This is a genomic window from Streptomyces sp. NBC_01017, assembly GCF_045162795.1.
Classification (GTDB): Bacteria; Actinomycetota; Actinomycetes; order Streptomycetales; family Streptomycetaceae; genus Streptomyces; species Streptomyces machairae.
The window spans coordinates 723804-738695 of the sequence record NZ_CP108683.1; the positions used below are offsets into that span (position 1 = coordinate 723804).

10 protein-coding genes and 4 pseudogenes are annotated in these 14892 nt (G+C 66.8%); 12 read left to right on the plus strand and 2 right to left on the minus strand.

The annotated features are described in order from the left end of the window. Window positions 1-19 precede the first annotated feature (19 nt). The 6 genes and pseudogenes from OG331_RS03560 to OG331_RS03585 all read left to right on the plus strand — a co-directional run bounded on the left by OG331_RS03560 (window position 20) and on the right by OG331_RS03585 (window position 5472). Window positions 20-580, plus strand: coding sequence for a TlpA family protein disulfide reductase (locus tag OG331_RS03560; RefSeq protein WP_406191476.1), 561 nt, complete (start codon window positions 20-22; stop codon window positions 578-580). 157 nt (window positions 581-737) lie between these two features. Then, entirely contained in the window at window positions 738-1520 is a 783-nt protein-coding gene (locus tag OG331_RS03565) for a cytochrome c biogenesis CcdA family protein (protein ID WP_406191478.1), read from the plus strand. Window positions 1521-1732: 212 nt separating this feature from the next. Continuing rightward, entirely contained in the window at window positions 1733-2233 is a 501-nt protein-coding gene (locus OG331_RS03570) for a hypothetical protein (RefSeq protein ID WP_406191480.1), read from the plus strand. Between the two features lie 243 nt (window positions 2234-2476). Next, window positions 2477-3290 (plus strand): annotated as a pseudogene (locus tag OG331_RS03575) (IS5 family transposase). A 62-nt stretch (window positions 3291-3352) separates the two neighbouring features. Further along, window positions 3353-4081 (plus strand): response regulator transcription factor, encoded by a 729-nt coding sequence (locus OG331_RS03580; RefSeq protein ID WP_406191482.1) that lies wholly within the window; start codon window positions 3353-3355, stop codon window positions 4079-4081. Beyond that, complete coding sequence (locus OG331_RS03585; protein ID WP_406191484.1) at window positions 4078-5472, plus strand: ATP-binding protein; 1395 nt, start codon at window positions 4078-4080, stop codon at window positions 5470-5472. Before OG331_RS03580 ends, OG331_RS03585 begins: the two co-directional genes overlap by 4 nt. 82 nt (window positions 5473-5554) lie before the next feature. Here OG331_RS03585 and OG331_RS03590 read toward each other — a convergent pair whose 3' ends face one another. Continuing rightward, a complete protein-coding gene (locus tag OG331_RS03590; RefSeq protein WP_406191486.1) occupies window positions 5555-6796 on the minus strand; it encodes a DUF5925 domain-containing protein in 1242 nt (413 codons plus the stop codon). A 645-nt stretch (window positions 6797-7441) separates the two neighbouring features. Between OG331_RS03590 and OG331_RS03595 the strand changes: the two are divergent. The 3 genes and pseudogenes from OG331_RS03595 to OG331_RS03605 all read left to right on the plus strand — a co-directional run. Further along, window positions 7442-7777: pseudogene (locus OG331_RS03595) on the plus strand (transposase); the annotation flags it as partial. 15 nt (window positions 7778-7792) lie between these two features. Continuing rightward, window positions 7793-7942, plus strand: a pseudogene (locus OG331_RS03600) (IS5/IS1182 family transposase); the annotation flags it as partial. 949 nt (window positions 7943-8891) lie between these two features. Then, window positions 8892-10496 carry a sigma-70 family RNA polymerase sigma factor gene (locus tag OG331_RS03605; protein ID WP_406209683.1) on the plus strand — a complete coding sequence of 535 codons (1605 nt, stop codon included), beginning with the start codon at window positions 8892-8894 and terminating at the stop codon, window positions 10494-10496. A gap of 150 nt (window positions 10497-10646) precedes the next feature. Here OG331_RS03605 and OG331_RS03610 read toward each other — a convergent pair whose 3' ends face one another. Continuing rightward, complete coding sequence (locus OG331_RS03610; protein WP_406191488.1) at window positions 10647-11969, minus strand: transglycosylase family protein; 1323 nt, start codon at window positions 11967-11969, stop codon at window positions 10647-10649. A 694-nt stretch (window positions 11970-12663) separates the two neighbouring features. Here OG331_RS03610 and OG331_RS03615 point away from each other — a divergent pair. The 3 genes and pseudogenes from OG331_RS03615 to OG331_RS03625 form a co-directional block, all read left to right on the plus strand. After that, window positions 12664-13053: pseudogene (locus OG331_RS03615) on the plus strand (transposase); the annotation flags it as partial. Between the two features lie 409 nt (window positions 13054-13462). Then, on the plus strand, window positions 13463-14023 hold the full coding sequence (locus OG331_RS03620) for an ATP-binding protein (RefSeq protein ID WP_406191490.1): 561 nt from the start codon (window positions 13463-13465) through the stop codon (window positions 14021-14023). Window positions 14024-14157: 134 nt separating this feature from the next. After that, window positions 14158-14625, plus strand: coding sequence for a hypothetical protein (locus OG331_RS03625; protein ID WP_406191492.1), 468 nt, complete (start codon window positions 14158-14160; stop codon window positions 14623-14625). Window positions 14626-14892: the final 267 nt, after the last annotated feature.

The following is a 14892-nucleotide window of genomic DNA, read 5'->3' on the forward strand; positions in this document are numbered from 1 at the left end:
GGTGCGCCACGCGCAGCGGTTGGCAACTGCCCTCGGTACCGCCCTGGTCGCGCTGACCGGCTGCACCTCCTCCAACGCCCAGTCCTCGGACGACCAGGGGGAGACAAAACAGGCCGAAGCAGCGGTGATCCGGTTGGCTGAACGGCATGCGGCACCAAGGATCGCCGGTGCCGACCTCGAAGGACGGCACACGGCCCTCGCCGACTTCCGGGGAAAGATCGTGGTGGTCAACGTCTGGGGGTCCTGGTGCAGTCCATGCCGGGCCGAAGCCGCTGTGCTGGAGGAAATCCACCGCGAGATGTGGCCGCGGGGCGTGCGGTTCCTCGGTATCAACACCCGCGACCGGCAGACCAAGGCCGCTCGCTCCTTCGAGCAGACGTACGGCCTGACCTTTCCGAGTCTCTACGATCCCTCCGGGCGGCTGCTGATGCAGTTCCCTGCCGACATCCTCAATCCGCAGGCCATCCCCTCGACCCTGGTCGTCGACCGCCGCGGGCGGATCGCAGCGAGTGTGTCGGGGCCGATGACAGTGTCCGGACTGCGGTCGATGATCACACGTGTGCTGGAGGAAGGAACGTGAGGTCCTCCCTGACGCCCCAGGAGCGGCGGCGCCGGTATGGGAGCGGCCTGTCCGTCACGGCCCAACGCGCATCGGCCGGCGTCGTCATGCGCGTGTGCGGCAGCGATGCGGAGTTGCATCGGCCGAGACATCTGGGGATGCCGGCAGGGAGCTTGCGATGATGCTCGCCGGTACGAGTATGCGTGCCGTTCAGGAGGCTCCGGCTCTCATCGAGGGAGCCTTGGTCATTGCTGTTCCCGTGGCTGTCGTGGCCGGTCTGGTGTCGTTCCTCTCACCTTGCGTGCTGCCGCTGGTTCCCGGCTATCTCAGCTATGTCACCAGCTTGTCGGTCGAGGACCTGGCCGATGCCCAGGGCGGGCGCAAGGGTCGCATGCTCATGGGTGCCGTCCTGTTCGTCCTGGGCTTCACCGCAGTGTTCGTCTCCGGGGGCGCCCTGTTCGGGTACTTCGGGCGCGTGCTTCTGACTCACCAGGAGTTCATCACCACGGTGCTGGGCGCCTTCACCATCGTGATGGGCCTGGCGTTCATGGGAGTGCTGCCCGGTTTCACCCAGCGGGAGTTCCGCAGCCACCGGCGCCCCGTACTGGGCCTGGCCGGAGCACCGCTGTTGGGGATCGTCTTCGGGGTCGGGTGGACTCCCTGTATCGGGTCCACACTTGCCGCGGTGCAGGCGCTGGCCTGGAGTGAGGCCAGCGCGGCGCGCGGTGCGCTGCTGATGGCTGCCTACTGCCTGGGGCTGGGGCTGCCCTTCGTCGTGGCGGCAGTGGCGTTCCGTCGTGCCCTGGGCGCATTCGGCTGGGTGAAGAGGCACTACCAGTGGGTCCTGCGTACCGGCGGCGGCATGCTTGTCGTCGTGGGCCTGTTGATGGTCACCGGTGCATGGAGCGATCTCGTGTATTGGCTGCAACTGTGGACCGCCGACTCCACGGCCGTCCTGTGAGCAAGCGGCCTTCCCCGTTCAGCAGACTGTGGGCTTCTGCGGCGCCAGTCAGCATCAGACCGCAGGCAAGGTGTCGTCACCTCGGCGACTCCTTCGATCAACCTTTGCATGGGAAACCGAGCGTGATGACCAACTCTTCCCTTTGGGCGCTGGCTTGGGCAGGCAGTCGCCGGTCCCGCCATGCCGCCGCGATCGCCATGACGGTTGTGTCGATGGCCGCCCTGAGCGCGTGTGCGGCCGATGACGAGCCGGCGGCAGGGCCTCCGCCGGCCACCAAGTTCACCAGGAACGGCGTCACCGTAGAACTCAGCGTCGCCGAGTGGAAGGCTCCCAACGGCACTCTGAAGGTGACGTTCACCCCCACGGACGACGGTTTCCATCTCTACAGCACCGATCTGCCCGAGGACGGCGTCGAAGGGGTGGGCAGACCCACCGTCATCGCCCTCGGCGGAGCGATCACGGCCACTGAGGAGCCGACTGCTTCCTCCGACGTCCGCAACATCAGTGTGCCGGGCGTGAAGAGCACCGTTGCGGTCTATCCCGACGGGCCCGTCACCCTGACTGTGCCTATTCACGCCGAAGGCACCGGCAAGGCGGCTGCGCTGCTGACCTATGCCAGCTGCAGCTCCTCCGAGGGCTGCACTCTGCCGGTCGAGAGTCACCCCGTGGCCATGCATGTCACCGACGACGAGGTGGCGTTCGGCGGACGCTGACCTCAGCACCACAAGGCCCGCTGCCACCCGATCGGGCAGACTATTGGGCAGACAATCCGGGCAAGGGTCCTTGCCCCGTCAGGCGCCGCGCCCGCATTTCGCGATGTACGGCCCGCCTTCATCTGCCGCATCCTGCGACCGGTCCGGTCGCTGCGCTGCGGTAGCGGGCGCAAGCGACGGCCGCAGGTGCGATCGGCAGAGATGCTCCTCAGACGTCATCTCATTTGGCTGGGTAAGCTGCCGATCGTGGCAGGGATCGTTGAGCGGCTGGTGCCGGACGAGTTGTGGGAACTGTTCCAGCACGTGGTGCCGAAGGCGCCGTCGCGGCCTCAGGGTGGTGGCCGGCGTCGACACGGCGACCGCGAAGTGCTGGCCGCGATCGTCTTCGTGGCGACCTCGGGCTGCGCGTGGCAGCAGTTGCCGACCGCGTCGTTCGGGCCGTCCGGCGCGACGGCTCACCGGCGATTCACCGAGTGGACGAAGGCCCGCGTGTGGGCCAAACTCCACCGCCTGGTCCTCGACGAACTCGGATCCCGCGGAGAGCTGGACTGGTCCAGGTGCGCGATCGACTCGGTCAATATGCGGGCCCTGAAAAGGGGGACCTGCCAGGTTCGAATCCTGTAGACCGGGGCAAGTCCGGGCCAAAAGATCCACTTGATCACGGAGCGGACCGGCCTGCCCCCCTCCATCGGCATCTCGGGCGCCGACACGCACGACAGCCAGGCACTGATCCCGCTGATGAAAGGCATACAGCCGATCCGCTCCCGCCGGGGACGCCGGCGACGCAGGCCCGCAAACTCCACGCCGACAAGGGCTACGACTACAACCACCTGCGGAGATGGCTATCCAGCCGAGGCATCCGGCTCCGCATCGCCCGCAAGGGCATCGAGACCTCGCAACGCCTCGGCCGCCACCGCTGGACCACCGAACGCACCCAACGGCCTGGCTCGCCGGATGCCGCCGCCGGCACCGCCGCTACAAACGCAAAGCCGACCACTTCCTCGCCTTCACCAGCATCGCCTGCACCCTGATCTGCTACCGCAGACTCACCAAATGAGATGACCTCTTGGTGCGACAGCGCGGAGTTGGCTGTGGAAAGACGCTGGATAGGGTTCGAGGATGCCCCGTGTACTTGTCGTTGAGGACGATCCCCGCATCCGTGTCTCCCTGATCGAGATTCTGACCGAGCAGGGGCATACCGTTCGCAGCACAGGAAGCGGCTTCGAAGCTCTGCGTGAAGTGGCGCAGGATCCCTTTGACGCCGTGGTGCTGGATCTGGGGCTGCCGGACCTGGACGGAGGCGACGTCCTGCAGATGATGCGCGGAATCTCCTCCGTGCCGGTGATGGTGGTCACCGCTCGCGACGACGAAGCGGAGATCATCCGGTTGCTGAACGCCGGCGCTGACGACTATGTGGTCAAGCCGTTCTCGGGCGGGCAGCTCGTCGCTCGCCTGTCTGCGGTACTGCGCCGCACCGCAGGCGCGGCATCCTCCTCCGCCCATCACACCGATGGTGCCTGGCGGCCCCCGGCCGTCGACCTGATGCAGCCGGTATCCGTCGGTGATCTCACGGTGGACCCGCCCGCCCGCACCGTGCTCCTGGCCGACCGGGAACTCAGGCTCACCCGCCGGGAGTTCGATCTGCTGTCCTTCCTCGCGCACCATGCAGGGCAGGTCATTTCCAAGCAGCAGCTCCTCAATGAGGTGTGGCGCGAGCCCTATGTCGACGATCAGACGGTCGACGTCCACCTGTCGGCCCTGCGCCGCAAGCTTGGCGAGCGGGCATCGGCACCCCGCTACCTGCAGACCGTGCGCGGCGTCGGCATAAAACTGATGGCTCCCCGTTGAGACGCTCGCTGGCGGCCGTGGCACTCGCCGTCACCTCCATGATCGCCTTGTCCTTCCTGATCCCGCTGGCGGTCCTGGTCATGTCTTTGGCCAGGGAACAGAGCATCACGGCCGCCGAGCAGCGGGCCGCCGCCATGGCTCCCTTGCTGGCCCTCACCACCAACCCCGCCGACATACGTGAATCAGCAGGCAGCCTGGACCAGGCTCAATTTCTGGTCCTCCACCTTCCCGACTCCCAGACCATCGGCACCACTCACGCCCCGCCGCACCTGCTCGAGCGCGCCAAGCGAGACCGCGAATCCATCTCCCAGGACATCGCGGACGGCTGGATCCACCTGCAGCCCGTCGTCCTCCCCCACAGCCGGGTCGCCGTGGTGGAGGACTTCGTACCCCGCGCAGAACTCACCCGCGGGGTGAGAGCATCGTGGACCGTCATGGCCGTCCTGGCCGCCGGGCTCGTCGTCGGATCCGTCCTGGTCGCCGACCGCCTGGCCGCCAGGGTGGTCAGATCCAGCAAGGAACTGGCCCGTGCTTCCAGCGCGCTGGGGGACGGCGACCTGGACACCCGCGTGGAGCCCATGGGTCCCCGGGAGCTGCAGGACGCCGGTAGGGCCTTCAACACCATGGCCGACCGGATGACGGAACTGCTCGCCATCGAGCGCGAACTCGTCGCCGATCTCTCCCACCGGCTGCGCACCCCGCTGACAGCCCTGCACCTGGCCTGTGAACGGATGCGGCCCGACGCACAGACCCAACGCATCACAGCAGCCGTGGACGAACTCGAGTCCGAGCTCCACACCATCATCACCGCAGCCCGCACCCCGCTGGCCGTCGGCCCGATGGGCCGAGCCTTGCGCACTGACGCTCCTGCACCCGCTGCTCGCGCCGGTCAGGGGGCCGACCGGTGCGAAGCCGCCCCTGTGATCCGCCGCAGGGCCGTCTTCTGGGCCATGCTCGCCGAACAGCAGCAGCGCTGCTGCACACTGAGCATCACCGAAGAGCCGACCTGGGTCGGGCTGTCGGCCCAGGACATCGCGGCCGTCGTGGACGCCCTCGTGGGAAACGTCTTCCGCTACACCGCCGCTGGCACCGCATTCGCCATCGCCGTGACCCGCACCGCCCATGCCGCGGAGCTGGTCGTCGAAGACGCAGGACCCGGTATTCCCGATCCCGACGCCGCTCTGGCTCGCGGACACAGCACCCACTCGACCGGCCTTGGCCTGGACATTGCCCGCCGCGCCGCCGCAGCCACAGCGGGCTCCGTGCACATCGGCCGCGGCCCGCTCGGAGGTGCCTGCATCCGCGTGACCTTGGGTCTGGCCTCCGCCACTTCGCCACGCCCTCGCCGCAGCAGGCGTGGACGCCCGGTCAGACGGCGGCTGCTCCCCTGAGACGCCGGAAGGCCCGAGGGCCACGGCAGTGCGCGCCGCATGCGCCAGCGCCGCCCTCCCCGCAGCTCCCGGCGCGGGCTGCTCAAAGGTAGGCACCAGTGAAGTCGCCGGTTCGGCGAGGAGTGTCAAGGAGCGGTGTGGCTACTGACGCATGGGCGTAAAGCTGGGCAAGTGTGGCGGACGCCCCTAGGTTCGCGGCCACTCCTCCGTTCCAGCGGCTGACTTCTTCCTGGCTCAACGGTCCCACTTCCACCTGCGCCAGACAGCGCCCGGGCCGGACGACTGCGGGGTGAAGTCTGTGAACGTCCTCATTGGTGGTCATGATCAACAGGGTCTTCCCTCCCTGCCCCAGAATGCCGTCGCTGAGGTTCAGCAGCCGGCCGAGGTTTTGCCCCATGGCTCTCTTCGCATCACTGCGCAGCAGTTCATCGCAGTCTTCGAGGATCAGTGCGCTCCACCGGTCGTCCCTCGGCCGGGCCGGAGTGGCGACATGCAAGAGGTAGTCAGGCGAACCGAAGAAGTGTTCGGGGTCCAGGATGTACTCAAAGCCGCACCAATTCTGCCAGGCATGTACCAGGGACCGCAAAGCCGTCGTCTTGCCGGTACCGGGAGGACCGTGCATCAAGATGATGGTTCCTTGCAGCGTTGCCGGGGTGAGATTTGCGAGGTGATCAATGCGCGCTGCAGCCGAGTTCGCGTAATTCGACCGGATGTCCTTCCAGCCGGGCACACGAGTGGGGCGGAACACACGCGTGGGCACGCCTCGCGAGGACAGGTGCCAGAATCCGACCGGCACGCTGTCGAACTCTTCCGTGCTGTCTTGGCCGTGGGCAGTGATCAGGTCCGCGAGAATCTCAGCAGCGAGCTGCGGAGTTTCGGCGGTCACCGTCACCTCTGCCTGGACTGAAGCAGATGGCCTCAGGTTCCGGGAATAGATGCACGTCCAGCCGTCGCCCCCAAGCAGGCAGATGTCGTGAAGGTCGGATGTGAAGCGGCGTACGACGCGGGGGTCATCCAGCGCAGGCGCACCGAAATGCTCGCGCACGCAATGTATCTCGGCGCTGCGGGCACAGGGCTGTGCGCCCGCTATGTAGGGGTCCAAGGCCAGTGCCAGGATCACCTGCCGGATGCCGTCTCCCCCGCTGATGACCCGGCGAGGGGCCGCCGCTTGAAGCGACTGCTGTCGTTCCGACCGTGCAGTCCACCTGGAGAACGGGCCGATCACTGTATGGTTCCTCGCTCTGTTCGTTCCGGCTGAGGGTGCTGCGCTTGGGGAGGCCAGGCGGACCCAGTCCGTCCTGCTCCGGAGCTCGCATCCGGGCATGACCCCGACGTCGTGCCTCTCTTACGCGCCACTCCTGGAGAAATCTGCATACGTGTCGCTAGGAGCACGGACATTCTCTGATCCCGCAGCAGCAAAGGTGAGTACTTGCCGTGCAAGCGAAAGGGCACCGATGGGTTCCTGTCTTGTCGGCAACGGGTGCCTGCGCGAGTGGAGGGCTCTCGTGTCCATACATGAACGAGGAGGAGCGTTTCCTGCTGCCCTTACGGGAAGCTCTTGCGGGGATTTCGACGGCAACCTGGTTACCGCATCGTGCGTTTGCTCATCTGCACGACCCTTCATTCACGATTGTCTCTCTTCACGAGGTGTGGCGTGGTAGCTGGTGATGGAACTACGACTGACCCGATCTACACTCAGCTGGTTGCCGAGCGAGGCGATGCGATTGCCGAGGCACAGCAGGCGGCTGAAGGCATGCGGCAGGTCCTGAACAGGTTCAGGGAGATCTACCCCCTGGCTGCCTTTCCCCATGTCCCTGCCACACCGTGGTCAATGGCATCGATACAGAGCCGCACCGACCCCACCCTCAGCAGTGGACGAGGTTACGCCGGGCTGTGACATCCCCGCTCGCCTGAGACGTCGCATTTGGCCGACTCGGCAGATGTCGGTCGTGGTGGGGATCGCTGAGCTGCTCCCTCGCAACCTCAGGGTGGTGGACGGCGCCGGCATGGTGACCGGGAGGTGCTGGCTGCGATCGTGTTCGTAGCCACGTCGGGCTGCACGTGGCAGCAGTTGCCGTCAGCGTCGTTCGGGCCTCGGGGGCGACAGCTCACCGTCGTTTCGCCGAGTGGACGAAGGCCAGGGCGTGGGCCAAGCTCCACCGCCTGGTCCTTGACGAACTCGGCTCCCGCGGCGCGTTGGACTGGTCCAGCTGCGCGATCGACTCGGTGAACATGCGAGCCCTCAAAGGGGGATCTGGCAGGTCCGAATCCTCACGGGCAGCGAGGCGAGTCATCGCTATCCCACAGGCCAGGAGCCGCGTTGGTTCCGCATCCTGCCGCACTCGGCTTGCCGCACGCCTTGGTCCAGTGGGCCGCGATGCTCATCGTCACCCGAGGGTGACCGTTGTCCCGCGCGCCGCCCTGCCGTGGTCGGCTGGTGCACCTACGCAGGCACAACACGCTCGCGCGCAACTACTGGGCTACGGACCTACCTGCCACGACTGTGCCATGTTCCACTCGGGATTGCAGGTCCGCAGAGTGAGCCATGCACCGTTTGCCGGCGAATTGCCCTTGTTGGTACTGCACTTCGCCCATGCATGGTCCACATGCGGTCTTCGTCGTAGAACCTCTGCGGCCGGGAATCGCGTAGAGGTTGCACGTCTTCGTCCGTCACTCGATGGCCAGGGACGGATTGACGATCCTCGGCTCCAGGGCGCGAGACGTCGGCTGCTCGTGTCCCGCCTGCCTACAGCGCGGGATTCCTTGGGCGAAGACGGCTTGCCTCACTCGTTTGTTGCGCGTCTTCTTTCTTCCGCGACTGCTCACGCTACCGCCGCCGAGCAACCGCGGTGTTGAGTTCCACAGCCGAGCAGCGGCTGTCCTGCTCCGGCAGAAGTTCGCAGCGTCCTCCCTTTGGGGCGGCCGAAAGGGAGGACATCCGGGTGTGCCGGGTCGTCCTTTGCGACCGGCTGGACGGACCGATTACAGTCACCGAGCACCAAGCAGGGCGGGGCGCTCCAGGATGCGCCCGCCGACCATGCGACGGTCGCCGCGTACACGGTCGCCATGGGAGGCGGCTGCCCCGGCCCATATGGCGTCGGCAGACGGCGACTTGAGCGATCTTGAGGGGAGAACGGACGGGCGAGGGATCAACGTCTGCAGGCCTCCACAGCGGTCGCTGCACCCGTCACAGCCGGCACGGTCCGAGATCGTTCAGCGCCTCCCGGCATCAGCGGTCTTGACACCGCCTGCAGGTCTCCACATGCCTCTCATGCTGCGATTCACTTGTGGCGCCTGACTCTCATCCCTCTCGCCGATACCGCCAAACAGCACACGATTTTTGTTATCTCGCAGCCGCCCCCGGGGCTCCCAGACGAGGGCTACATCGCTGCCCGCGGACAAGCAGGGTTGATTCAGACATGCATACACAACTGGAAGTCGAACTGGTGAGGGCCGCACAGAATGGTGATGCGCAAGCACAGGAGGAACTCGTCACCATGCACCTCCCGCTCGTCTACAACGTGATCGGGCGGGCGCTCAACGGTCGTCCGGACACCGACGACCTGGTCCAGGACACCGTGCTGCGAGCCATGGTCGGCTTCAGTGCCCTGCCTTCGGCCGGCAGCTTCCGCTCCTGGGTGGTGGCGATAGCGATGAACCGTGTGCGGGCCTACCGGCAGGATCACCACACCCACCGCGAGGGTTGCGAAGGCACGGGCCTGGAGGCCGCTCGCGAACTCGACGACCCCTCAGCGGACTTCGTTGCCCTGACCGTCACGCACCTGAAGCTGTCGGGCCAGCATCTGGAGACGGCGGAGGCTTCCCGCTGGCTGGAGGGCGAAGACCAGGACTTGCTGTCGCTGTGGTGGCTGGAGTGCTCGGGCGAGCTGACCCGTGCAGAGGTCGCGCAAGCAGTGGAGCTGTCCGCCCAGCACACTGCCGTGCGCGTGCAGAGGATGAAGGCGCATCTGGAGTCCGCCCGCGTTGTGGTGCAGGTGTTGCAGGCGACGACGCCGTGCCCGGAGCTGTACGAGACGCTCAGAACCTGGAACGGGGAACGGAGCAGCCTGTGGCGGAGGCAGATATCCCGGCACGCAGAGAGCTGTCGGCGCTGCTCCGAGCTGCAGCGAGGTATGTCTCCGCCGGAGGGCCTGTTGGCAGGCCTGGCCCTGGTGCCTCCCAGTGCCGCTCTGACCGCTGCCACCCGGGAGTTGACCACGCAGGTAGTCGCGTCGCTCCCGCTACACAGCACAGGGTCGGCAGTTGCGTCGTCGAGGGGACCACGCAGTGACCGCCTGCAGACCCGACGACGCCAGTTCCGCCGTCGTGCCGCCGTGGCCGGGGTGGTTGTGGCACTGGCGGCATCCGGCGTCGCGCTGTATGTGTTCCTGCACCCCGGCGGCTCGGCCTCGAGCGGCAATCACATCTCCGATGCTGAGCTGCCTGTCGTCTCCCCTTCCCCGGCCGTCAGCCGCACACCTTCACCGCCCGTCTCCAGATCCGCTTCCGCGAAGCCGTCGGTCTCGCGGTCCAGCATTTCGGCGCCTCGTCCCTCCGCCCCAACACCCAAGGCGCCGCCATCGACGCAGCAGCCCGCAGTCCCGGCCCCCGCGCCCGAGTCGGCGCCCGACAACGGCGGTGCCTCCGGCGAGGAAGGGCAAGTCATCGCGCTGGTGAACAAGGAACGGACAGCGGCGGGCTGCGGTCCTGTGACCTCCAGCGCCCAGCTCGCCGGCGCGGCCGTGAACCATTCGAACGACATGGCGGAACGGGGCTTTTTCGACCACGTCAGCCCGGACGGGACAGACCCCGGTGACCGCATCACCGCTGCCGGATACAAGTGGTCCACCTACGGCGAGAACATCGCGAGGGGCCAGCAGACGGCCGCGGAGGTCATGGACGGCTGGATGAACAGTCCAGGCCACCGTGCCAACATTCTCAACTGTTCTTTCAAGGAAATCGGCATCGGCATACATGACGGGGCGGGCGGCCCGTGGTGGACACAGGCATTCGGGGCCCGCTGAGGCATCCGTCCGGCAATGCCGGACGGAGGCAAGGTCCCGGGCGGATCCGGTGCCCTGGCCGATGCGGCAAGTTCTGCGCGACGCACGGGGGGCGCCGGGCACGGACAACGTGCTCGGCGCCCCCCGTGCGACCCGGTCGTGGCGGACTGCCTAGATCTTCACACCGTGGCTGCGCAGGTAAGCCAGCGGGTCGACGTCCGAACCGTAGCCAGGGCCGGTGCGGATCTCGAAGTGCAGGTGAGGGCCGCTGGAGTTGCCGGTCGAGCCGGACGATCCGATGCGGTCACCTGCCCCCACCGCCTGGCCGGTACTGACATTCAACGAGGACAAGTGGGCGTACTGGCTGTACATGCCATCGGCGTGCCGGATCACGACCTGGTTGCCGTAGGCGCCGCCCCACCCGGCGGATACCACTGTGCCGGCCCGAACAGCCGTGACCGGTGTCCCTGTGGCAACGGGGAAATCCACTCCGGTGTGATAGCCGCTTGACCAGCTCGAGCCGGCCGCGTGGTACGGAGTGCTGACCGCTGTGGAACCGACGGGACCCGTCAGCCCTGCGGACGAGGCCGGTGAGTCGGCTGCGCTGCCCGACTGGGAGCTGCCCCCGCTCGCGCGATGCTTGCCTGTTCCAGTCTTGTGGGCATCCTCCCCGCCGGTCCGAGAGGTGGAATCGTCTGCCCGGTGCCGTCCGGGCCCCTCCGACGAGGCCGCCGCCTTACGCATGGTCAGTTCCTGCCCGGCGTAGATGAGATCAGGATCGTTTCCGATCACGTCCCGGTTCGCGGCATACAGTGCAGACCAGCCGCCGCTGACGCGATGATCATGGGCAATATGCGACAGAGTGTCACCGGACACCACGGTGTAGGACCGCGTCGAGGTGCCAGAAGGGTGCCGCGAGGCCTTGTCACCGGCATCCGGGTCCGCTCGCGGCTCCTGTCTGTCACGCTTCTGGCCGTGATCTTGTGAAGGCGGCGACGATTCAGTGGTGTCCGGCTGGGCGCTTGATGGCGCCCCCCCATTTTCCCGTGTCAGTCCAGCCTTCGCAGAACAGACGGGCCATGCGTTCGGCCCCTGGCCAACGAGAACCTTCTGGGCAATCGCGATCTGCTGTTCCTTGGTGGCCAGGTCAGCGCGCGAGGCGTACTGGCCGCCGCCGAATTCCGTCCAGGTGCTCTGCGTGAACTGCAGTCCTCCGTAGAAGCCGTTGCCGGTGTTGATACTCCAATTCCCGCCGCTCTCACACTGCGCGACGCTGTCCCAGACACTTGCTGTACTGGCGCTGGCACTTGAACTGCCCAGTGCCGAAGGAGCGAGGAAGGCTGCCAGCCCGATCAGACCGGCAGCCGCGGTGCGGGGAGGCTGCTTCTTCCAGGGCGGGTCGGACTTGCGCGCATGGCGCGGCTCGTAGCGGGCCCTGCGGCCCGAGGAGCGCGTCCTCGGCACGGCCGGAGGCGCGGGCGGGGTGGACGGCATAGACGATCTCCTCATCTTCTTACGCAACGTCACGGGATGCGTGCAGCGGCGAACAGGCCGACGCCACGGCTGACAGTCAGATCGGTGGTGACTTCTGCACCGAGCGGTGATCGCGTCAACGGATCCGCATGCCCCAAGGGAGGGTCACGTGAGACCCGTATCGAACCGACTGCCGGGACACCTCGGGAGAGAAGCACATCAGCCACTGTGTGCGGAACAACTCATTTCCCTGCCTCCCCGAGGGCCGTAGGCACACGACGGGCCGAAGGAGCTACATGCCGCCGCAGGTTTCCTGCCGCGCCAGGGAGTTGGGCAGGAAGCAGCCGTCGACGCAGACACCGTGCAGAAAATGGGTGATCCGGCTCCGTCCGGAGGGGCCCGCGTTTCATGTCGGGAGGAGGCGGCGTGAGGTGTCTGCCCATTGAAATCCGAGGAACACGAGATGGCCGTGCGGGACTGCGTCACTGCCCGCCGTGTAGCCCCCCAGGGCAACCAGGCAGGACGCGAGGGGATCGCTCATCCCAGCCCAGCGGATGGCGTCCCGCCGAGTGGTGTAACGGATCTTGTGCTGGGAAGTGCGCCGTTTGCGTGCTCTCGCGTGCGTCGACTGCCGGTGAACGCTCCCCTGGGAACGGGGCAGGCCACCGTGCAACTGTCCTTGGTGAACTGCCAGTTCGGTCCAAGGGGGTGCCCGGTGGCCTTGTCCCGGCATGACCTGCTTCGCCTGCTTGAGTCACTACGTTCGGCAGATGGTCTTGAACTCGTCCGCGAGGTCACTGAGCGGCTTTTGCAGGAACTGATCGAGGCCGAGGCCACTGCCCGGATCGGTGCGCAGTGGGGCGAGAGGACCGACACCCGCACCACCTCGCGCAACGGACACCGGGAGGAGACCGTGACCACGCAGGCCGGCGACCTGGAGCTCGCGATCCCGAAACTGCGGACAGGCAGTTTCTTCCCGGGCCTGCTCGAGCGTCGGCGCCGGATCGGCCAGGCCCTCTACCCGGTCGTCATGGAGGCATACGTCCACGGCGTCTCCACCCGCTCGGTCGACGGCCTGGTCAAAGCCCTCGGCTCGGACACCGGCAACCACGTTCGCAGACATGCCACCCGTGAAGCGGTCCGGCATCGCACCCCACCGGGCGATCATCAGGCTCCTCATCAGCGGTCAAGCTGTGCCCCGAAGCCCGGCGGCACCCCCCAGGTCATCCGTACTCATCCTTACGACAGGGGGCACACCGCCATGCCAGACCCAGAGGCACCGCTCCCGCCCCGCTGCCGACTCACTTCACGCGACGAGATGGTTACCTCTCGGCCTGACGGTGTGCCGCTCATGGGCACGTCATGCAGGCTCTCGGCACCCGTCCCCCTGGAACCCTGGGGACCCCCTGCCCTGTCCTCCTAGGGACTGACTAGGGACACCTCCCGAGGCAGGCGACCGTCCCTGGTCGGCACTCTGAAATAGCACGGATTTTCCGATTTCGGAGTTGATCCCCATGCTGACAGTCTCCACCATCCGCTCCGGCCAGGGCCGCATGGACACTGCCGGGACGCCCCACGACACCCGGCCTGACCAGCACAACAACATGGAAAGCCGCAGCAAAGCAAGCGCTCAGCCGGCGCCGGCCGGAGGTAGGCCCCCCAAAAGGGACAGCCACGAGACCTGCCAGTGCGTGCACCTTTCCCACCGGCCGGCCGCGGCGCGACACGCCCGTGAAGCCATTCAGCACGAGCTGCACAGCCTGGGGCTGGACGAGGCGAGCGACGCGTCCATCCGCGAATGCGCTGACGCCGTTCTCCTTATCGTCTCCGAACTGGTCACCAACGCCTGCCGCCATTCTCCCGGGCCGGCGGACCTGCGCACCAGCTGGCACGACCGCGTCATGACCGTGGAGGTGGACGACTACGGCCGAGACCTGCCTGTGGTTGTTGATGATGACAAGCGGGGAGCAGAGGGAGGCTTCGGCATGAGTCTCGTCGATGCCCTGTCAGACGGCTGGGGCTTCCGGTCCCGGGACGGCGGCAAGACCGTTTACGCCCACGTCTCCTTCCCCTGATTACAAATGCTGCAACTCATCCCGTCTGCAGATCATGCCGCGCCCTCATTCCGGCAACCGATACCCGCGCGGCCAGCCCCACTTTCTCGACCCGCCCTCCCCCCTCCAGTAACTGTCGCAAGGACTGATCAAGCATGTCGACTGCCCTGATCGCACGGCCGACGCCCTCCGGATTCACCGGACGCTTCTGCACCCGGGGAGGGTCGCCAGACCGGCTGGAAGGCCTGCTACTGCGTGCCGTGACGCACTACTTTCATGGCCACGTCGCAGTCGCCCAGGCCTACTTGATCGACGCCCACCCAGCCGGCTGGTACAGGATAGGCGGCGACTTCACCTCAGAAACCGGCTACCGGCACGACAAGAAGGAAAGCCTGGCCAACCTGTGCTATTGCCACGGAGAGACCAAGGCCCCGCCCCGGGAGCTTGACGCCACCGGCGCCGCGGAAGCGGGTGTTGACTGGGCCTACGTTCTGGAAACGGACCATCTGAAGATCCTCACGCCCGTCCGGAACGGCTGGTACGAAGTCCGCAGCACCCCCTGGCCCTACCTGCCCCTGGCCGTCCAGCACTCGGACCTCATCCCCGCGATCAGCGCAGCCTAGTACTCCAGTTGCAGTTCGCTATCGCCGCTGGTCAGGAGCCTGTTTCCGAGTGCAGCGACCTGACGGCCTCTCATGTGGCGGGAGTTCGTGACCGGCCCGGGACTTGAACGGTCGCCCAGTGCTGGACCGCGGCGCTCCCTTGACTGTGCCCTGTCCGCGCTGGTTGGCAACCGCGCACTGCGCTTGTTCCGCTTTGACAGACACCAGCGGTGTGTTGGTCAGGCTGCGAGTGCGGTCTCATATGCGGCGGGACTGCGGTAGTCGAGA